Source organism: Mycobacterium pseudoshottsii JCM 15466 (assembly GCF_003584745.1).
Classification (GTDB): Bacteria; Actinomycetota; Actinomycetes; order Mycobacteriales; family Mycobacteriaceae; genus Mycobacterium; species Mycobacterium marinum.
This window is the reverse complement of sequence record NZ_AP018410.1, coordinates 2,862,997-2,883,974: the sequence shown is the minus strand read 5'-3', so window position 1 is coordinate 2,883,974 and position 20,978 is coordinate 2,862,997. Positions and strand designations below refer to the sequence as shown.

General features: G+C 66.3%; 12 protein-coding genes and 3 pseudogenes. 6 read left to right on the top strand and 9 right to left on the bottom strand.

Annotation, left to right across the window (positions count from 1 at the left end):
- Positions 1-372 precede the first annotated feature (372 nt).
- The 3 genes and pseudogenes from MPSD_RS13035 to MPSD_RS28105 form a co-directional block, all read left to right on the top strand.
- The gene (locus MPSD_RS13035; RefSeq protein ID WP_015355411.1) at positions 373-1,239 is read left to right on the top strand and encodes an NYN domain-containing protein; all 867 of its coding nucleotides are present in this window, start codon (positions 373-375) and stop codon (positions 1,237-1,239) included.
- A 425-nt stretch (positions 1,240-1,664) separates the two neighbouring features.
- Positions 1,665-2,414 carry a polyprenyl diphosphate synthase gene (uppS, locus tag MPSD_RS13030; protein WP_086085891.1) on the top strand — a complete coding sequence of 250 codons (750 nt, stop codon included), beginning with the start codon at positions 1,665-1,667 and terminating at the stop codon, positions 2,412-2,414.
- A 263-nt stretch (positions 2,415-2,677) separates the two neighbouring features.
- Positions 2,678-2,821 (top strand): annotated as a pseudogene (locus MPSD_RS28105) (DUF1295 domain-containing protein); the annotation flags it as partial.
- Between the two features lie 20 nt (positions 2,822-2,841).
- On the opposite strand, the gene MPSD_RS13025 reads toward MPSD_RS28105, so the two are convergent.
- Positions 2,842-4,044: an ISAs1-like element IS2404/ISMul1 family transposase gene (locus MPSD_RS13025; RefSeq protein WP_420811866.1), complete on the bottom strand. Its 1,203-nt coding sequence runs from the start codon at positions 4,042-4,044 to the stop codon at positions 2,842-2,844.
- A gap of 144 nt (positions 4,045-4,188) precedes the next feature.
- Between MPSD_RS13025 and MPSD_RS13015 the strand changes: the two are divergent.
- Positions 4,189-4,941: pseudogene (locus tag MPSD_RS13015) on the top strand (DUF1295 domain-containing protein); the annotation flags it as partial.
- Positions 4,938-6,062 carry an FAD-dependent oxidoreductase gene (locus MPSD_RS13010; protein ID WP_086085152.1) on the top strand — a complete coding sequence of 375 codons (1,125 nt, stop codon included), beginning with the start codon at positions 4,938-4,940 and terminating at the stop codon, positions 6,060-6,062. The pseudogene MPSD_RS13015 and the gene MPSD_RS13010, both read left to right, overlap by 4 nt.
- A gap of 8 nt (positions 6,063-6,070) precedes the next feature.
- Here MPSD_RS13010 and MPSD_RS13005 read toward each other — a convergent pair whose 3' ends face one another.
- The 3 genes from MPSD_RS13005 to MPSD_RS12995 all read right to left on the bottom strand — a co-directional run bounded on the left by MPSD_RS13005 (position 6,071) and on the right by MPSD_RS12995 (position 10,911).
- On the bottom strand, positions 6,071-7,540 hold the full coding sequence (locus tag MPSD_RS13005; RefSeq protein ID WP_020787547.1) for a DUF4185 domain-containing protein: 1,470 nt from the start codon (positions 7,538-7,540) through the stop codon (positions 6,071-6,073).
- A 215-nt stretch (positions 7,541-7,755) separates the two neighbouring features.
- The gene (locus MPSD_RS13000) at positions 7,756-10,119 is read right to left on the bottom strand and encodes a Tex family protein (protein ID WP_020787548.1); all 2,364 of its coding nucleotides are present in this window, start codon (positions 10,117-10,119) and stop codon (positions 7,756-7,758) included.
- A 69-nt stretch (positions 10,120-10,188) separates the two neighbouring features.
- On the bottom strand, positions 10,189-10,911 hold the full coding sequence (locus MPSD_RS12995) for a potassium channel family protein (RefSeq protein ID WP_015355406.1): 723 nt from the start codon (positions 10,909-10,911) through the stop codon (positions 10,189-10,191).
- 246 nt (positions 10,912-11,157) lie between these two features.
- Between MPSD_RS12995 and MPSD_RS12990 the strand changes: the two genes are divergently transcribed.
- Positions 11,158-12,654 carry a potassium/proton antiporter gene (locus MPSD_RS12990; RefSeq protein WP_012394310.1) on the top strand — a complete coding sequence of 499 codons (1,497 nt, stop codon included), beginning with the start codon at positions 11,158-11,160 and terminating at the stop codon, positions 12,652-12,654.
- A gap of 9 nt (positions 12,655-12,663) precedes the next feature.
- On the opposite strand, the pseudogene MPSD_RS12985 reads toward MPSD_RS12990, so the two are convergent.
- The 5 genes and pseudogenes from MPSD_RS12985 to MPSD_RS12960 form a co-directional block, all read right to left on the bottom strand.
- Positions 12,664-13,934, bottom strand: a pseudogene (locus MPSD_RS12985) (acyltransferase family protein).
- 69 nt (positions 13,935-14,003) lie between these two features.
- Positions 14,004-15,830 (bottom strand): serine/threonine protein kinase PknE, encoded by a 1,827-nt coding sequence (locus tag MPSD_RS12980; protein WP_020787552.1) that lies wholly within the window; start codon positions 15,828-15,830, stop codon positions 14,004-14,006.
- A 228-nt stretch (positions 15,831-16,058) separates the two neighbouring features.
- A complete protein-coding gene (locus tag MPSD_RS12970) occupies positions 16,059-16,796 on the bottom strand; it encodes a hypothetical protein (RefSeq protein ID WP_036427348.1) in 738 nt (245 codons plus the stop codon).
- A 92-nt stretch (positions 16,797-16,888) separates the two neighbouring features.
- The gene (locus tag MPSD_RS12965; protein ID WP_020787554.1) at positions 16,889-18,148 is read right to left on the bottom strand and encodes an APC family permease; all 1,260 of its coding nucleotides are present in this window, start codon (positions 18,146-18,148) and stop codon (positions 16,889-16,891) included.
- 104 nt (positions 18,149-18,252) lie between these two features.
- Complete coding sequence (locus MPSD_RS12960) at positions 18,253-20,709, bottom strand: plasma-membrane proton-efflux P-type ATPase (protein ID WP_020787555.1); 2,457 nt, start codon at positions 20,707-20,709, stop codon at positions 18,253-18,255.
- Positions 20,710-20,978 lie beyond the last annotated feature (269 nt).

Below are 20,978 nucleotides of genomic sequence, written 5' to 3'. Positions count from 1 at the left end.
TATCTGGCAACAGCGGAAAAATATGCCTGTTTGGAAGAAATCCCCGTATCAATTCTGAATGACGAGAGAACTCCGCATACCGTAATCCGGATGGCACCCGGCCAGGAAATGCGCTTGGACGCTGCCCCGCAACGCAAAAATTACTCGCATTCAGCACCTTTCGATATGGTCAGAGGCCCTCCCGGGGCCCTGGTGGGAATTTGTGCCGCCAATATCTCTCTCAAACGTCCTGGACCATGCCGGTCTGGGGCGTTGGGGCCGCGATCCGGCGGCAGCCGGCTTGATGGCGTCGCACTTCGAGGGGCACGATAACCGGATGGTCGCATTTCTCCCAGCAGCTGACTTGCCCGAGTCACAGACGACACCCGCTACATGACCGACTCCAGCACCTCCCGGGTGGCGGTCTACTTCGACTTCGACAACATCGTCATCTCGCGCTACGAGCAAGTCCACGGCCGAAACACGTTCCACCGGGACAAATCCAAGGGTCTGGAACAAGAACGATTGCAGCTGGCGACCGTCGATCTGGGTGCGATCATCGACTTCGCCTCCTCGTTCGGCACACTGGTACTCACCCGCGCCTATGCGGACTGGTCCGCCGACGTCAATGCTGGCTACCACGGCCAGTTGGTGGGCCGCGCGGTTGACCTGGTCCAATTGTTCCCAGCCGCCTCCTATGGCAAGAACGGGGCCGATATTCGACTAGCCGTCGATGCGGTCGAGGACATGTTTCGGCTACCCGATCTGACGCACGTGGTGATCGTCGGCGGCGACTCCGATTACATCGCTCTTGCCCAGCGCTGCAAGCGCTTAGGACGTTACGTCGTGGGGATCGGCGTGGCGGGTGCCAGCAGCGGGTCGTTGGCCGCCGCCTGCGACGAGTTCGTCACCTATGACGCCCTGCCCGGGATACCGACCCTGCCCCCGCCCGCGGCCAAGAAGCGCAGCCGGCGCTCGACCGCCGGCGATCGCGACGAGCCGACGCCACCGGACGCGCAAACCGCCGCCACCGGGTTGCTCGAGCGCGCCCTGCGCATCGGGCAGGAGAAGGACGACGCCGAATGGCTGCACAACTCCGCGGTCAAGGCCCAGATGAAGCGAATGGATCCATCGTTCAGCGAAAAGTCCCTCGGCTTCAAGTCATTCAGTGACTTCCTGCGCTCCCGCAGCGACCTGGTGGACCTCGATGAAAGCAGCACCACCCGACTGGTTCGACTCCATACCGAGGCCGATTCCTAACGGGTGCCCAGCGCGTACGCCTCGCGCGGGGTTCCGGGTGCAAGACCGCTCCGGCGCCGGGCATGTTGTGGCCGGGACAAGTCGCGGGGCAATCATGCCGGCGAAGAAGGGCCGAAGTTGCCAACGACAGCAATCCCACGCGTGCGTCAAATCGCTGCGCACACCGAGGTGAATGGGATCAATGCGTTGATCGCGACGGATTCCGTCATCGCCACGACGACCCGAATAGCACCAGGTAGACGGGGACCCGGCGAGGCTTGGACGCCCGTAGATCTGGACCGACGATTGCCCGCGCGGACCGAACTTCAGTGCGCTCAATCTCGAGCGATACACCCCTGACCGCATGTTGGAAATAGGACCGGATACCGGCTCGATGTCGGCTGCTGTGTCAGATATTATCGGCCACAATCGATCGCTTGCTTCGCATGCAATTGTCGGATCCGCGGACCGGCATTCATGCAGATACCAAGGACCGCTCGGATGTGACAGCTAGACGATTTCCGCTCAATGTGGCTGTGTGTCCCGACGGCAACGGGCGTTGGGCGGCCCAGCGCGGTCTTTCTGCGATGGAAGGCCACCTAGCCGGAGGCGAGGTGGCGTTCAACCGCGTCCGCGATGCCTGCGAACTGGGTCTCACGCAGTTCTCGCTCTACGGTTTCTCTACCGAGAACTGGGGCCGTGCCTCCGCCGAGGTTTCCGGACTGATGGACATCTTCAGCACCCTGTTCGATCGTGGCATCCAGGCACTGGAACCTCTCGGCATCCGGCTAAAGGTCGTAGGCGCGCGCGTCGGCCTACCGCACAACGTGCTTGACGCGATCGATCGCGCCGAGGCCGCAACAGCCCACAACGACCGCATGACACTGTTCGTCGCGCTCAACTATGGCGGCCGCCAGGAGGTGCTAGATGCCGCGGAGCGCTACACCGGCGGTGGCCCGGAGGCGTTCCACCGGCTGCTCTACGCGCCCGAGATGCAAGATCCGGACCTCGTCATCCGTACCGGGGGCGACCGGCGCCTGTCCAACGGCTTTCTCTGGGAATCGGCCTACTCCGAACTGTTGTTCCTCGATGAACTGTGGCCGGACTTCACTCGCGAGCACCTCGAGAACGCGCTCATCGAGCTCGGACAGCGCGTCCGCACCCTAGGAACCTCACACCGCGAGCAGAGCCCGTAGCCGCCTGCCGCCTTCCGCCGCATCAAGGCGTACGCCACGGCCGCGCGGGCGGAAAGCGCCCCGACGCCGATTGCTGTTCCACCGAGTGCGACTCACCGGGGCATCAATAGAACGTGTTACAGTTCGCCCAGCGGTGACGCGACGCCGGTTGGCCGGCGCAGTCCGTCACACGCCGGCAGGCGGTCGGTGAAAAGTGGAGCAGCCGAAGTGAATTGCCCATCATGCAGGCGCGCGGTGATGCGCGCCAACGGCTTCGCCCGCCAATGACCACCACCAAACGACGATCATTGACGATCATCGGCGGCGCCTACGTCGTCGCTGTCGGGGTGGGCGCCGCCTGGCTGGCGTGGGGGCCGACCACCGGACGGCTATGGCTGGACACGTTGGCGGCCGACGTGCTCGCCACCCAGGGCTCCGGCGTTGTTGATTAGCAGGCTTGTGAGCTGGGGAATTGTGGATTGAGGAGGTCTAGGCGGCGGTTGGCGGTCAAAGCGGTGATCCGGCAGGCTTCGGCGATGTTGTCGGCGCCGTTGAGGCGGTGCAGATTGATCGCGGTGTTGCGTAGCGTTGCTAGGACCTGTGCGCCGTTTCCGGTATGTGCCCTTTGACGGTCTTCGTCGAAGGTGACGTCGCGTATCCAGTGCAGGCTGTTCTCGATTCCCCAGTGTTGACGCATCCAGGTCATGATCGCGGTAGGGCGGGCGTGCTCGAACGGCAGGCTGCAGATGGCATAGACCACCTCCACGCTGCGCTGGTCGGTGGCGGTGATCAAGCGTTCACGAGTGATCCGGATGATTTGTTTTGCGTAGGGGAAGCCGATTCCTCGTGCAGCGGTGATGATTTGCGGGGTGCGGGTCTCGACACGGCCGTGGCCGCGGGAGTCGTCGGTAGCGGCTGTGGGCACCTCGGCCCAGGGCAGCGCGGTGATACGCGCAAGTATTTTGGCTTGGTTGGGCTTGACGATCATCAGGTAGTGCGACTTCAAGGTGGCGCAGATCAGCTTCGCGGTGACGACCTGGGTATGCATCGCATCCACGGTGACCAGCCACCGCAAGCTACCCGGCAGCAGCGTGAGCAGGGCGCGTACGCAGGGAATTTCATTGCTTTTCTCGGCGACAGCGAGTTGACCGAGCACCAATCGGGCACGGTGGGCGAACACCGACACGAGATGCGTGGCTGTCGCTTTGGCGCGTAAAGCACCACGCAGCATCTTGCCGTCCAACGCGATCGGCACCAATCCACTGGGGTCGCTGCTGGCCACGTGTGCAGTGAAGTAACTGCCTATCCTGGCGTTGAGGTCGGCGGGGTCTAGCCGAGACAAAACAGCGCGGAAGGTCTTCTCACTGGGCCGCCGGAACCGGACCCCTAATTGGGCCAACACATCATCGGGAGCGGTGGCCGCCCATGTGGCAAAACCAGCATAGCCGCGCATCCCCGCGGCAGTGGCCAGAACCGCGATCGCCAACAAAGCCATCAGCGAATACCTCCGACCGCGTGGGTCCCTCGGGTCTGGCACCGAGGCCAACACATCGAGAAACTCCGATCCGATGAGCTCGCTGCGCTCACCAGGACTCCAGCGGTCGAACACCTCTGGAACCGACGACACAGGCAATACTGAAACGGTAGGCACGGGCAACTCCAGACCAACGACGAACAGTAACCAACTCGATCGTTCTCCAGATAGCCCGTGCCTACACTCCGGCCCCAATAGCGCGGCACCAAAGATCATCAACCCAGCTCACAAGCCTGCTAATCAACAACGCCGGAGCCCTGGCTCGCCACCCTGGTGGTTTTCGCCTTCAGCCGCGCCTACCACAACTCGAGCTTCTATGACGCGTACTGGAGTGTCGTCCCACCGCTGCTGGCGCTGTATTGGTGGGCTCACGCTGGATCGTCGGCTGATCGATTGCGCTGCTGGCTGATCACCATCGTGATCTGGGTGTGGACGGTGCGCCTGACGGCGAACTGGGTCCGCGGATTTGCGGGGCTACACCACGAGGACTGGCGCTACCCCCTGCTGCGGGAGCGTGCTGGCCGCTGGGAATTCGCCGTCGATCTTGTGGCGATACACCTCATACCCACCGGGCAAGTGTTCGCGGGCATGTTGCCCGCCTATGTCGGCATCACCCGCGCCGGCCCCGGCGTTCGCTGGCTGACAATCGTCGCCTTCGGGGTGGGTCTGGCAGCGGTGGCCTTCGAATTCCTGGCGGACCGTCAACTGCACGCATTCGTCCGCGACCGGCGACCCGGTGCGGTCATGGACCATGGGTTGTGGAGTTGGTCGAGGCATCCCAACTACTTCGGGGAATTCGGCTTTTGGTTTGCCTTGGCCTTGTTCGGCGTGTCCGCTTCCCCATCGGACGCGTGGTGGTTGTTCGCCGGTGCGGGCGCGATGCTTGCCATGTTCCTGGGCGCCAGCATTCCGATGATGGAAACGCGCAATCTGCAACGGCGCCCGCAGTATCGCGAGGTAGTCGACCGAGTGCCGCGCTTTGTGCCCAGACCGCCCCGGCGATCGATGACATGAACCGCAAGCGCGTTGTCGTCGCCGGGCTGGGTGATGTGGGAGTGCTGATCGCCATCCGGCTGTCCCGCCATTGTGACGTGGTGGGGATCTCGGCCAAACCCGCCCTGGTGAGCGGCCAGGAGCTCGGTGTGCGGCTCACCCGCCCGCATGACTGGGCCCGCGACTACTGGATTGCGTTCGACAAGTTCCGGCGTCTGGACCGGGTACACACGATCCAGGCCGAACTGACCGGCGTCGACCTTGCCGCCAGATCCGTATTCGTCCGCTGCGATGATGGCACGACATTCGCCGAAGCCTATGACGCCCTGGTGATCTCGACCGGGGTCAGCAACGGCTTCTGGCGTCGGCCGACATTGCAGTCGCCCGCCGACATCGGCGCCGAGCTGCAGGCCGCACACCACAGGTTGGCCGCCGCCGCATCGGTGATCGTCATCGGCGGCGGCGCCGCGGCGGTGAGCAGCGCCGTCAACATGGCAACCACCTGGCCAGACAAGCAGATTGACCTCTATTTCCCGGGAGAACGCCCGTTGACGGCCTATCATCCCCGGGCCTGGCAGCGCATCCGCGGCCGGCTGACCGGACTGGGAGTGGGCCTTCATCCCGGCCACCGCGCGGTGACCCCCGACGCGTTCACCGGCGATGAGATCACCAATGCACCGGTGCAGTGGACCACCGGACAACCCGCGGCCCACGCCGATGCCGTGCTGTGGGCGATCGGGAAGGTACGACCCAACACCGGCTGGCTGCCCGAGCAGCTACTCGATGATCATGGTTTCGTCCGCGTGACCCCGCAGTTGCGGGTCCCCGGCCGGCGCGACGTATTCGCGGTCGGCGACGTGGCTGCCAGCGATCCGCTGCGCAGCTCGGCACGAAATCGTGGCGATGCCTTGGTGGCGAACAACATTCGCGCCGAGTTCACCGGAAAACCGCTGCGCTCGTATCGGGCGCCGCGGCGGCGCTGGGGTTCGCTATTGGGCATCCAGCCCGACGGGCTGGAAGTCTTTCTGCCCACCGGCCATTCGCTGCGCCTTCCGTCCTGGTCGGTGCACCGGGTGGTGATGCCGGTGGTGGTCCGTTGGGGCATGTACCGGGGAGTGCGCAAGAACCACCCGTTGACCTGATCCCCCTGCTATGCCAGTTCCGTGTGCATCAACATCACGTTGTATGCCGACCACAACGACAGGTTGAAGTACACATCCTTGCCGGTGGACCACGGGTGCATCATCGGTGCGTAGATGCCGCCGGGCATCTGCCACGACGAGACCAGCATCTGCTCCGGGCTCCAGGGTCCTTGCGGAGTCGGGGCGGTGCGAGCCACCACGTCGTTGCCACCGTTGGTGTACATCACCAGGTACTGCTTGAGGTAGGTGTTGTATTGAGCCGACATTTCACCCACCGGCCCCGGGATCACCGGCGTGGCCGCACCCGGCTTTCCTGCCACCCATGAGTTCGAATCACCGTTCCAATATTGGTATTTGGTGAGATCGGGCACGAAACGCTGCGGGACGCGCGCCAGGTAGGCCGAACCGCCACGCCCCGGTGGGGTGCCAAACGAGTAGAGGTAGCCATCGTTGGCCTTGACGAATGCCCCCATCTGGAAGTTCTCATTGCCCGGGACGAACCGCACTCGTCCGCTATCGGGCCCGGACGCGCGGATGGTCCCCGGGAAAACTCCCCAGTTCTGGCCGTTGTCTTTGGAAACCGCGATGCCCGAGTAGTTCGTCGTCCACTCACCGTCGCGGCCCCAGTCCCGGATGGACATGAAGCTGACGTACTGGGTCTTGCCCACGGCAATGCCTGACGTCGGAATGATTCCCGTCTCGTCTGGCGCCCACTTGATGCTGCTGATGATCTGCTTGGAAAAGCCCGGCTGGCTGATCGGCGAACCGGAGTACCGGTTGACTGGATCGCCGGGGGTCACGTGCAGTCCGTCGGCCAGGTTACGGTCCTGACTGCGGAACAGCGTGTTGTATCGCCATTGATGCTCGCGGACAGCGCAATAGCCAAACGTGTCACCGAAGGCCATCAGCACCTGATGGTTGGCGGGATCGCCGTTATCCCACAGGATGCCCAGGTCGGTGCCGGAGATGCCGAATCGCTCGAGGGTCTTGTTGGGGCTGTCCGGTCCGGTCACCCATTCCGCCAGCGACGTCGTCGCACCGCCAAGTGCCCCACCGGCATCCGACCCATCCGGAGGTGGCGGCGGGGCCGGGGCGGGGATGGGCGCCGCATCGGGAGCGATCTGGGTGGCGTTGGGAGCCTGGTTGGCCGGGTTGGGCGGCGCCGGCGCCGGTACCGCAGCCTGCTGTTGCACCGGTGCGGAGCGCCGCGCACCCGGATTGAGCAGTCGTGACAAGGGGCCCAGCTTGGGCAGGGGCGCACGCTCGTTGGCGCCCCGCGGCCGCAGCCCTCGCGTCATCGGGCCGAGGGTCTTCGATGACGGCGCGGTCACCACCGCGTTCGCCGGTGGCGGAGCATTCGCTGCATCGCCACTGCAGGGCACGGCGGAAGCCATGGGCGCGAGACCCACCGCACCGATGAACCCGAATGCGGCCGCCGACGCCACCAATAACGACACGAGTCGATGAATCGTCGACATGTAACACCTTCCAGCGCCCGAACATCACGTTGACGTCCGCAGTAGGCTGATGTGACGATAGTGATCGATGGGGCTTTTGTGATCATCGATCCCCCGATAGGTACCCGTCTGTGACCGTGTCGCAACGCATTTGCTCCACTCCCCGGCGCCGGCCCTGGTCGGATGCGATCACGGCCGGCCCGGCCCATCTGGTCGCGGTGGCGCCGGCGTCGCGGCTACTTCCCGAAGCCGGCGTCGCGCAATGCCTGGGCCATGGAGCTTCCGGATGAGCTGCTATCCCGGCGACCAGCACCCTTGGCATGGTGCGGATTTCGCTGGTCGCGCCGGAGTTTGCTGTCAGCGCCGCCACGGGGCTTCGGGGCGCGGTCGGCGCGGTTGGCCCGGTCACGCTGGGGCTCGTCGTTCAGCCGCAGGCTCAGCCCGATGCGCTGGCGCTCCACGTCCACGTCGACGACCTTGACCCGCACCACCTGTCCGATCCGCACGACCTCGTGCGGATCGGACACGAAGCGCTCAGCCATCGCCGAGACATGCACCAAGCCATCCTGGTGCACACCGACGTCGACAAAAGCCCCGAACGCGGCGACGTTGGTCACCACACCCTCGAGAACCATGCCCACCTTAAGATCGGCCACCTTCTCGACACCGGCGGCAAATGTGGCGGTGATGAAGGCCGGTCGCGGATCGCGCCCCGGCTTTTCGAGTTCGGCGAGGATGTCGGTCACGGTCGGGACGCCAAATCGGTCATCGGCGAAATCCGCGGGCCGCAGTGATCGCAACGACCGTTCGTCGCCGATGATCTCGGCCAGCGCAACCCCGGTGCGGTCCAGAATGCGCCGGACGACGGGGTAAGCCTCGGGGTGAACCCCGGAAGCGTCGAGGGGATCTTCGCCGTCGCGGATCCGAAGAAAGCCGGCGCATTGCTCGAAGGCTTTCGGGCCCAGCCGCGGAACATCCAGCAGCGCGCGGCGGTTATGGAACGGACCGGTGTTGTCGCGGTAGGCCACGATGGCCTCGGCCAAGGATTCGGAGACACCGGACACCCGCGCCAGCAGCGGCACCGACGCCGTGTTGAGGTCGACGCCCACCGCATTGACCGCGTCCTCGACCACGGCGTCAAGGCTGCGCGCGAGAATCCCCGGCGTCACGTCGTGCTGATACTGGCCCACCCCGATCGACTTCGGCTCGATCTTCACCAATTCGGCCAGCGGGTCCTGCAGCCGCCGGGCGATCGACACCGCACCCCGCAGGGTGACATCCAGTTCGGGTAGCTCGTGAGCCGCATAGGCCGACGCCGAATACACCGACGCCCCGGCCTCACTCACCACGGCCTTGGCCGGTGGTGTCGCCCCGGCACCACGGATGTCGCTGATCAGTTCGGTCGCCAGGGCATCGGTCTCGCGCGAGGCGGTGCCGTTGCCGATGGCGATCAGGTCGACCCGGTGCCGGGCGATCAGCGCGGCCAGGGTCGCCTTGGCCGTGTCCCACTGCCGCTGCGGCTGGTGCGGATAAATGGCACAGGTGTCCACCACTTTGCCGGTCCCGTCGACGACGGCCACTTTCACGCCCGTCCGGAAGCCGGGATCAAGGCCGAGGGTCGTTCGTGCGCCAGCCGGGGCAGCGAGCAGCAGGTCCTTGAGGTTCTTCGCGAAGACCGAGACGGCGTCCACCTCGGCGCGCTGTCGCAGTCGGACCCGCGCGTCGATGGTTGCCGACGAGATCAGCCGGATGCGCCACGCGAAACTCACCGTGGCGGCCAGCCACGGGGTCGCCGCGGCCTTTGCGGATAGGTCGATGTCCAGGGTTGCCGCGACCATCGCCTCATACGGGCTGTCCTCGCCACAGTCGAAATTGAGGGAAAGGACCTTTTCCTTTTCGCCGCGTAGCACCGCGAGCACCCGGTGTGACGGCATGGTGTGTAGCGGCTCGGAAAACTCGAAGTAATCCCGAAATTTCTGGGCCGCAGCGGTCGTGACGACGTCGGCGGACCAGGGAGCCGTCTGTAGCGACGCGTCCGACCAAAACTTCTCGCGAATCGCTCCGACCAGCTCGGCGTCCTCGGCGGCCCGCTCGACCAGAATGTGCCGCGCCCCCTCCAGTGCCGCCGCGGCGTCGGCGACGTCGTCGCTGATGAACTCCGCGGCCGCGGACTCCGGGGCCAGCGTCGGGTCCGACAGCAGCCGGTCCGCCAGGGGCTCCAGACCGGCCTCCCGAGCGATCTGGGCCTTGGTCCGGCGCTTGGGCTTGTAGGGCAGGTAGATGTCCTCGACCCGCGCCTTGGTGTCGGCGGCCATCAGGGTGGCCCGCAGCTCGTCGGTCAGCTTGCCTTGTTCCTCGATGGAGGCCAGCACCGCGGCGCGGCGCTCGTCAAGCTCCCGCAGGTAGCGCAGGCGCTCCTCGAGGGTGCGCAGTTGCCCATCATCGAGGCTGCCGGTCGCCTCCTTGCGATAGCGGGCGATGAACGGGACGGTTGCGCCTTCGTCGAGCAACCGGACGACGGCGACCACCTGGGCCTCCGCGATGGCCAGTTCCTCAGCGAGACGGGCGTTTACAGACTTGGTGGCGACGCTTGGATTCACGCGGATGGACCCTACCGAAGCCGTGCGACACCGCCCGGCAACCGGGCATGGCGCGCCGCGCGCCGGCCCTCAACCGTGCCGATTGCGCAGGCCAGACGGTCGCCCCGCCAGCCCGAGCGGCGCGCGCGATGGCATCGTGCTGTACACGGCGGCCCAGACCGAGCGCTCCAGAAAGCTGTCGGCAATGAATAGCAGCTCATCGCCGGGTTCGAGCGTGTCATCGGGCTGCGGCACCCGCACCGCATCACCGCGCAGCACGCTGACCAGCGCCGTATTGCTGGGCAGTTCCAACTCCGATACCCGCTTGCCGACCAGCGGATTGTCGCTGGGCAGGGTCAGTTTGGTCAGCGCCGCCCGGCCCTCACGCAGCCCCATCATGCGAACCAGGTGGCCCACATCGATGGCACCCTCGATGCCCGCAACCATGGCACCCGGGGTCGACACCGCCACGTCGATGCCCCAGGACTGGCCGAACAACCACTCGTTGCGGAGGTCGTTGATCCGCGCCACCACTCTGGGCACTCCGAATTCGGTCTTGGCCAGCAAACCCACCACCAGATTTGCCTTGTCGTCTCCGGTGGCGGCGATCACCACGTCGCAGGTCTGCGCGCCCGCCTCCTGCAAGGTCGACAACTCACACGCATCGCCGTGGAGCCAATCCGCCGCGGGAACCGAATTCGGCTCGAAGTCGTCGCGTTCGCGTTCTATCAACAGCACCTTGTGGCCGCCGTCGAGCAGCTCCTGGGCAACCGAACGGCCGACTTTTCCCGCACCCGCGATCCCGACCCGCATCCTTACAACCGGCACCTAGCCATCTTGTCGTATCCGGGCCGAGACCTTCACCCGGTACACACCGAGCGGCCTGCGGCTTCGACTAGCTGGTATCTATGTACTGGCACCACACCTGCGTCGCAGCCAGGTCGCCGCCTGCTCGCAACCCCATCGGGCGTAGTGCGCTCAGCGACGCATAACCATGCAAAAACGACGACACCGACGCAGAACCAACACGCCGCCGAGACCACATCGGGACGGGAACCAATGAGCTTGCAGCAGCTGTACCTGGCCATGCTGATCGGCGGCTTCGTGCTGCTGGCCAGCATCGTCGGTACCCGGCTGGCGACGCGGGTGGGTTTTCCCAGCATGCTGCTGTTCCTGCTGGTCGGCGTCATCGTGGGCGAGGATGGGTTCGGGCTGCGGTTCGACGATGTGGAACTCGCCCGGAACATGGGCACGGCTGCGCTGGCGGTGATCCTGGTCGAGGGCGGTTTGACCACCCGATTCAGCGATATCCGCAAAGTCCTGGCACCCGCGGCCACGCTGGCCACCGTCGGGGTGATGGTCAGCATGGTCGTGACCGCGGTCGGGGTGCACCTGGTACTGGGCGTCAGCTGGCAGGCCGCGCTGTTGTTGGGGGCCATCGTTTCCTCGACCGACGCCGCGGCGGTGTTCTCGGTCCTGCGGGTCCTGCCCCTGCCCCGGCGGGTGGCCGGCCTGCTCGAGGCCGAATCCGGCTTCAACGACGCACCCGCGGTGATTTTGGTGCTCATGTTCAGTGAGGTGCCCTTCGCGTTCCGGCCAGCGGCCGCACTCGAGGCCCTGGTCTTCGAACTACTCGTCGGCGCCGCGATCGGACTGGCGATCGGATATCTCGGCGCGTTCACGCTGCGGCGCATCGCGCTGCCCGCCTCGGGCCTGTACCCGATTGCCACGTTTGGGCTGGGGCTGGTCGCGTTCGCAGCCGCCGGTGAGAGCCATGCCAGCGGATTCATCGCCGCCTATCTGGCCGCGGTGGTGCTGGCCAACACCGGACTGCCGCACCGCGCGGCTACCCGGTCGTTCGCCGAAGGAGTGGGCTGGCTGGCGCAGATCGGTCTGTTTGTGCTGCTCGGACTGCTGGTCGAACCGATCGAGGTGATACACGACCTGATCGCGGCGATCGTGGTCGGTCTGCTGTTATTGCTGGTCGCCAGGCCACTTTCGGTCGTGCTCTCACTGTCCGGCTTTCGCATCCCGTGGCGCGACCAGGTCTTTTTATCCTGGGCCGGGCTGCGTGGCGCGGTTCCGATCGTGTTGGCCACCTTTCCGATCGTCGCGGGCGTTCCTGACAGCTACCGCCTGCTCAACATCGTGTTCATGCTGGTCGTGGTGTTCACCCTGGTACAGGGTCCGAGCCTGCGCCCGATCGCTCATCTGCTAGGGCTGATATCGCGCGAAGCCACCCGGGAGATCCAGGTCGAAGCGGCGCCGTTGGACGTGCTCGACGCGGAGCTGGTCACCATGACCGTGCAGCCGCCGTCGCGGCTGCACAACGTCACCGTGCTCGAACTGCGGCTCCCCGATCCAGCCGTGATCACGCTGATCATCCGCAAAGGACACACGTTCGTCCCGATGCCCGACACCCGGATCCAGCGTGGCGACGAACTGCTCATCGTGACGACCAGCACCACCCGTGCCGCCGCCGAATCCCGGCTTCGTGCCGTGAGCCGGCGGGGCAAGCTCGCCTACTGGTTCGACGAATACGGCGAGCCGGACTGACCGCGCGCCCTAGCCGACCCGCTGCCGCACCGCCGCCGGTGCACGCTGAGCCTCGCCCGCCCCGGACGGCGGGCCCGTCATGGCCCGCGCCGCCACCAACGCCACCAGGAAACACCCCAGCGATACCCACCCGGGCGCGCCGCTGAGCCCGTTCTTGGCCACCAACAGCAGGGCGACACCGGCGCCACACACCAGCAAACCGGCGGCGCTGGCACGGGTACCGACGACAGGCACCGGTTCGTCCCACCAAGGCAGCCGACGATGTTCGAGCGGAGACAGCAGCCAAAACGTCGCCGCCATGACGAGGGTGAACACCACGGCACGCAGCGCCAGCAGGCACCAGAACCAGGGTGTGTGCACGTCGAAAGCGTCCAGCCCGACCGCATGCAACACAAAGGCGGCGACAGCGATGGCCGGGATATGCCACAAGTACAGCGTCATGGCTCCCCCATTGCCCATCGCGACCAGCTGCCAGACCCGCGGCCGTGCCGCCCAGCGCCGGATGACTGCCGCGGCCGCAACAAACGCGCAGGACATCCAGGTGCAGTGCAGCGCGAGCAGCAGTGTCGGTGGCGCCACGTTCGACATCCGGTCGGCTCCGGTCACGACCAGCGACACGTCGTAGACGCCGGTGCCTGCCAGGCGCAGCTGTGCGGCGAACGCGGCGACGGCGGCGACCAGGGCTGCGCGCGGGCCGATCAGCCGGCGCGCGTAGCCCACACCGAGCGCCACGGGGATCAGCCACACGATCAAGAAATTTGCGGCCCCCGATTCGGCGGTGCCCACCGCGAGACGAATCTGATCTACCGCGGCGGCCAGCACCAGCAGGGTCACCGAGACGGTGGCGATCCCATACCCCGTCCGCAGTCGCGTCAAGGCGGGCACGAAGGCAAGGACCACCAGATAGACACCGAGGAACCACAACAGCGCGACGCATTCTCGCCCGAGTCCGGCCGCGGACTGCGCACCCAGCGTCGCGCGCACGACAACCAGGGCACCCGTCCACGCCGCGAGATACCAGAACACCGGCCGGCACAGCCGCTGCGCCCGAGTCAATAGCCAGGCGCCCCAGGGCACAACGGGGTCAACGCTGGAAGTTCGCCGAGCAGGTTGCCGATGCGCACCCCGTGCGAGTCGATGGTGGCCAGCAGCAGGGCGCGGTGCCCGAACATCACCACCACCAGGGCCCACAGGCGTGCGACGTCGACAGCGCGGTCCCGCCCGGGCGGGGTGGATCTGGCGAGTGCGGCGGGGTCAGGGGTAAGCGACGTTTTTCGCATGCAACCAAGCATGCGTAGCCGTGGGCCGGCGCGAATGAGTAAGACTACGCGTTTCCCGGGGTGCTGGAACTATCCGATCAGCTTGGTCAGCCAGCTCGGATTCTGCAGGTCGATGGACTTGCTCCCGTCCCACACGAAGGGCGTGCCGCTGGCGTTCAGTTCGGACAGCGTCGCGTCAGCGGCCGCCGCCTTGGTACGGGCGGTACCCATGTCGTTTCCCGCCTTGATGCAGCTGGTCGCGGTGCCGTTGGCGCCGACGGTTTGCGCCAGATGGGCCAGTTCGGCGTCGGTGCGATCTGATGCGGCGGCCTCCTGGGGCTGAAAGTCGCTGGCGAACAGGGCGGCATAAAAGTCGGTGTAGACCTTGGGATCGTCCTGAGCCGCGACGCAGTAGCTGGCCGCCACCGCCCGAGTCGAGTACGTCTTGGTGTGCGACTGTTCGTCGAGGAAGTTGAGCAGGTGATAGCGCACCGCCAGCTTCTTGTTGGCCACCGCGGCGTCGATGTCGCTGGCGTATGACCTGATGAACGCACCGCAGGGCGGGCAGATGGGCTCATTGAAGATGTCGATGGTGGTTGTCGCGGCGGAGCTGCCGATGAACACGCCGTCATTGAGCACCCGAAGCTGCACCGCGTCGGGCGGCGGCGGAGGCGGGGCGCTTGCCGTCGGCGGACCCGGCGAGCGCCAAGGGTGCGCGATGACCACACTCAGCACACCCGCGATGACCACCACCACGGCGACGGCCGCGGCGATCCAGGGCCAGGTCTTGGCCGCGACGGTGGGCTGCGGCGGCGGTTGCCCCCAGGGCGGCGCCCCGGTGGTTCCGGTGTGTCCCACGCCCCAGCCTGGGACGCCGGCCCACGGCGTCGGCACGGGTGCGCTGGGCGCAACCGGCGCGCCGGGAACCGACGGCGCCGGCCATCCGGTGCTTGGCGCGGACCCGGGAACCGGCACCGCCGGCGAGCTGGGCGCAAAACCGCCGGGCGGGGTACTCGCGAATCCGGCCGGCAGCTGTGCCACCTGGCTGCGCTGCAAGATGTCGGTGGCCCGATCCTGGTCGGGTGTGGCCAGCGCCGAGTAGGCGGCCGCGGACAGGTCCCCGCAAGTGGCATACCGGTCCGCCGGGTCCTTGGCCATGCCACGGGCGATCACGTTGTCGAAACCCGCCGGAATACCCGGTCGCGCGGCGCTCGGCCGCGGAATCGGCTGGCTGAGGTGCGCGCCCATCACGCTGAGCTGGTCACCTCGATAGGGCGGAGAGCCCGTCAAACACTCGTACAGCACACACGCCAGCGCATAGATGTCGGCCCGGTAGGTCACGTCCCCGCTGCTGAATCGTTCGGGGGCCATGTAGTAGAGCGTTCCCACGGTGCTGCCCAGTTGGGTGAGCTTCTCGTCCGAGGTAGCGCTGGCGATGCCGAAATCCACGAGATAGGCGAAATCGTCGTGGCTGACCAGGATGTTTTCCGGCTTGACGTCACGGTGGGTCACCCCGGCGGCGTGCGCGGCGTCGAGGGCGGAACCGATCTGGCGCGTGATGGCCACCGCCCGCGGCGGGGGCAGCGGGCCGTACCGCTTCAGCATGGCCGCCAGGTCCTTGCCGTCGATCAGTCGCATGTCCACGTACAGCTGGCCATCGATCTCGCCGTAGTCGTGGATCGGCACCACGTGCGGTTCCTGCAGCCGCCCCGCGGTACGAGCCTCGCGCTGCATACGGGTACGGAATACCGGGTCGTTCGACAGCGTCTGCGACATGAGTTTGAGCGCCACAACCCGCTCGCGCACGGTGTCGTCGGCCTCGTAGACGTCGCCCATGGCACCGCGGCCGACTATCCGCCGCAACCGATACGGACCGAATTGCGAACCCTCCCGCGAATCCGCGGTCGCGTCACTCATCGCCGACTCCTCACCCCGCCTTCCGCACGCCGCAAACCGATTCGAAGCGTCCTCTCGCCCCTGGGCATTGACCGCGCCGGATACGAGTACGCGGTGGTGTGTAGGCATAAGGCTAATCGTTTCGGGATTGCCGGGGCGCGGTGAATGGCGAGAAGACCGACCCCTGCGATGGCCCCCGGCACCCGCACCCACACGTCTGCGCGCTAACCGCGGTGCCCGACGCCCGAACTACTCGGTGTCGACGTGCACATCAGCCAATTGGATCGAGACCAGCGTCGGGAAGGGCAGCGAGCGATTTCGGGGGCCGATCGGGTGGACCCACCGACGCGTCGGGAACACCAGCCCGTCGGCCTCGATCGGTTCGACGCAATAGTGGGCGGCCCGTGCCCAGTGTCCGATCGCCTCGGGTACATAGTCATGGCGGCGAAGCAGACCGTCACCATCGAAGTAGAAGGTCTGCCGCGGTGAGTGGGTGTCGATGGTGGCCGGGAAGCTGGCCCTGAGCCGGCGCCACGTCTGGCCCCCTTGCTGCCACGGTTGCGCCTCGCTGACCTCGACACCTTCGCGCGTCAAAAGGTAAGGGGTGGTGAGGTAGTTCCACATGGCGTAGCCGGCGAAGTAGACCGAATCCAGCGGATCCCAACGGATATTCCGCCGCAGGCCCGAGCGACCGAAGAAGGCCGCGCGCGCGTTCGTTCGTGAACTCAGGACCTGCCCGTCGTCGCTTTCGATCCACACCTGCAGGCGCTCGAAGACACCGCGTTGCCCGGCGCGCGGGAATGGGTCCAAGACCACCCGCTGCCGCGCAACGGTGACCGTGATGCGGTAATCGGCTAGCCGATTTCCGGGGACACGGGTCCGCAGCAGCAGGCCTCCCGTGCGCACCCGAGCGTGGATGGTTGCGGCGTTGCGCCACCGGGTAAGACCCCCATGCGCGTCTAGCACCTCGTCCAACAGGGCGCTCATCGCACGCGACTCCGTGCCGGGGCCTGGTCGATGCTCATCGGTGTAATCGAACACCATTTCCGGCGGCCACGGATCGGGTCAGCAAAAGACGATCAGTGCTCGGGCCGCATCGGCGGATGACTCACATGCCGCCCGCGCAATCGAACCAGGCCTTCCACGACAATCGCACCGACCAAGAACCCGCCCAGCACGCAAAGGTGAGCGGGCGTCGTCGCGGCCGCATAGACCGTCATTGCCGCGAAAGACGCGACGCAGGCCACCGCACCCGTGACGGCCAGCACGCGGGTCAGGCGCGTGATGCGCAGTCGCAGCACCGCCAGGTTGACGGCCGCGAAGATGAGCAGAAATCCGGCCGATCCCATCAGGCTAATGCCTTCGATGTCAACGGCATTCACCACGACCAGGGTGCCGGCGGTCGTGGCCAGCAGACCGCCGATGGGCCGATCCCACACCGGCTTTCCCAGGGCGGCCGGCAGTTCTCCATTGCGGGCCATCAGGTAGGTGAATTTTCCTGTGCCGTAGAGGGTTGCGTTGATGGCGCTGGCCGTGGAAATCACCGCGGCGATCCCGATCAGTTCGAAGCCGGCCGAGCCCAGGAACGGGCGTGCCGCGACGGCCAGCGCGTAGTCGCGGTCGTGATCGATTTGCGCGACATCGAGATTGCCGACCGCGACGAACGCCACGAGCACGTACAGAACGATCACCACGCCGATCGAGATGAGGTATGCCAACGGCAGACTGCGACGTGGATTCCGGGCGTCCTCGGCGGCGTTTGCGATCAGCTCAAAACCCTCGTACCCCAAGAAGATCAATGCACCGGCGTAGACGATCACCCCGAAAGAAGGATAGTGGGCGGGCGAGACACGGCTGCCGTCGACGAAGGCCAGCCCCGCCACACAGAACAGCAGCAGGATCGCGAGCTTGCCGTACACCAGAAACGACTCGGCCCGGCCCACTATCTGCGCGCCGGCCAGGTTCAACGCGGCGAACGCCACCACCACTGCGCTGGCCAGGACGCGGCGCCAGGGCCCGTCCGGGTCTGCTCCCAGCAACACCGCCCCGTAGCTGCCGAAGGCCACCGCGTACAGCCCCAACATGACGAAATAGCTCAGCCACAGCAGCACGTTCAGTGGCCCACCGATCGCGGTGCCGAAGCACTTGTCCAGAAAGAACGCGGTGCCACCGCGGCTGCGAATCCGCACCGACAACAACGAATAGGACCGCCCGGTCAGAGCCGCGATCACGCCGCCGGCAACAAACGACAGGTAGGCGCCCGCGTCGGCGATCTGCACGGTCAACCCCAGAACCGAGAAGATCCCGCCACCGACCATGCCGCCGATACCGATCGACACCAGCGCGCTGACCCCAAGCTCACCCCCCTCGGGCTGTCCACCCGCGCGTTGGCGCCCCGCCGGGGAATCTCTGCTGCCCTTGGCCGGGGGCGACGCCGGCGCCGTCACTTGTCAGCGTTTCGAACAAGATTCGGGCGCCCGGGGGTTCGGTCGGGACGCACGTGGCGGTCGAGCCAGTAGCGGGTGGCCAGCTTGACCCGGTCTTCGATGAGGAACCAGAACAGCGCATATGCCCACACCAGTGCGGCCCAACGCCAGCCCAGCGGTGTCATGAGCGCACCGTAGACGGCGATCAGGGTGGCGACGGTCTGAGTGCCGATGACCGCGACCAACAGTATGGGTGCCGGCGCGGGCTTGGACCAGAACGCATGCCGGGTACGGGTGACGAACACGGTCAGATGGCCCGATACCGACAGCTTAAGGAAGATCAGCGTGCGGATCAGGTCCTGATCCAGCCCAAAGACCTGCTTGGCCAGCGCCAGGAGCAGGAAGGTTTCGGCGACCCCCATGATGCCCAGCGCGGTAGCGATGGTGAGCACGCTGCGCATGTCCCAGGCGGTGGGCCGATTCGCGCCCCGGACGTGGTCGTAGGCGATGGCCAAGATCGCGCCGTCGTTGAGCAGCGCCAGGAACACGATCATGACCGCGGTGACCGGGAAGAAGTTCATGAAGACGATCGCCAGAGTGATCAACAGCAGCACCCGGATCGTCTCGGCGATGCGGTAGGTGGCGTAGTTGGTCATCCGGGCGAAGATCTCGCGGGCTTGGCGGATCGCGTGCACGATCACCGACAGCCCTTCGGCCAGCAACACGACGTCGGCGGCGGCGCGGGCGGCGTCGGTGGCCCCGGCAACGGCGATGCCGGCGTCGGCCTGTTTGAGCGCGGGGGCGTCGTTGACACCGTCACCGGTCATGCCCACAATGTGCCCGCGCCACTGAAGCAGACGGACGATGCGGTACTTGTGTTCGGGAAACACCTGGGCGAACCCGTCGGAGGCTTCCACCCGAACCGTCAACTCGTCGTCGTCAACGGCGCTGTCGAGCGTGCCCGCGTCCAGGATCTGCTCCCCCAGGCCCACCTGACCGGCGATTTCGCGGCCGATCGCCACCTGATCACCGGTGACCATTTTGACCTCGACACCCAGTTCCCTTGCCGCAGCGATGGTCTCGGCGGAGTCAGCACGCTGGGGGTCGGCCAGCGCCAGCACTCCCAGCAGCCGCCAGGTCTGGTCGCCATCGGCGCGGGCCACGCCAAGAGAGCGGTACCCGCGGCTGGCGAATCCGTCAACCACATCGCTGACCTGGCTGCTGACCCCGTCTTGCCCGCACAACGCGGCGATGATCTGCGGTGCTCCTTTGCTCACCCGGAATCGCCGCCCGTCGGAGTCCTCGATGGCGGCTTCGGTGCGCTTGCTCACCGGGTCGAACGGGGTGAACCCCTGCACGTGCACTTCGGGCGGCGCACCCGCGGCGGCCAGCACGGCCAGATCGATGGCGTCGTTGTTCTCGGAGCGCGAAGCCATGGCGGCAACCCCGAGTAGATCGTGGTTGTCGACACCTGGTGCCGTCCACTGGGCCGTCAACGCCAGCCGGTTCTGGGTAAGAGTGCCGGTCTTGTCCGAGCACAGCAGGTCGACACCGCCGAGTTCCTCGACCGCGGGCAGATGGCTGACCACCGCCTGGTGCCGGGCCAGCTTGCGGGCACCGACCGCCATGGTCACCAACAGCACCGCCGGCAATGCCACCGGCACCGAGGCGATGGTCACCACGAGCGCGAACTCCAGTGTCTCGAGCACCGCGTTGCCGCGGATCAGCGAGACCGCCACCGTCAACGCCACCAGCGCCGCGGCCAGCACGATCAGATAGTTGCCGATACGCAGCACCGCGCGCTGAAAGTGGCTGACCGTACCCGCCTCACCGACCAGCGCGGTGGTGCGCCCGAAATATGAGGCGGCGCCGGTCGCATAGACCACCGCGTCGGCTTCGCCGCGCACCAGTACCGAGCCCGAATACAAGACCTGCCCCTGCCCGCGCGACACGGCGAGCGATTCACCGGTCAGGGCCGATTGGTCCACCTCGAGCGTCACGTCATCGAGTACCCGCACGTCGGCGGGCACCACATCGCCAAGCCGGACCCGCACCACGTCGCCCGGTACCAGCTCCCGCAACGCAACGGTCACCCACGCGCGGTCCCGCAGCACCCGAGCCGAAGCGGCGAGTCGTTGCTTGAGCGCGGCGATTGCGTTGGCCGCCTGATGTTCTTCGACGAAGGCCACCCCGCCGTTCATCATCAGCAGCCCCGCGATGATCGCGGCATCGGTCCAGTGCCGGGCCGCCAGCGACAGCACCAGCGCCGCCTCGATCATCCATGGGATCGGGGCCCAGAAATATCCGAGGAAAACCAGCACCGGGTTGCGCCGCTGTTCGGCTATCTCGTTGGCGCCGTATCGCTGCAATCGCTGCGACGCCTCGGTCGCGGTCAAACCTTGTGCAGAGCTGTCCAATTCATCGAGCAGCTGTCCCAATGACAGTGTCGTCAGTTCGTCGGTGGCCTCCGTCACCCCTCGCACCTCCCACCTCGGTTTTCACACCGCCCCACGACCGCACAATCTGTTGAACCCACGTTCGCATCGCCGTTGCGCGCCGCAACAGGGCCGAATGACTCCATTCCACACCGATGTCGGCCATCCGTCACGCCGAGCCGCGCCCGCCTGGGCTTCGACACACCAAACAGCCGACCGTCGTGCCGGTTTGGCGGGATTCGAAGTCGGCCTGGAGGAAGAAAGCCTCGTCAAGTCGGGACTATTTGCTCCTGACTCGGCTACCGCGC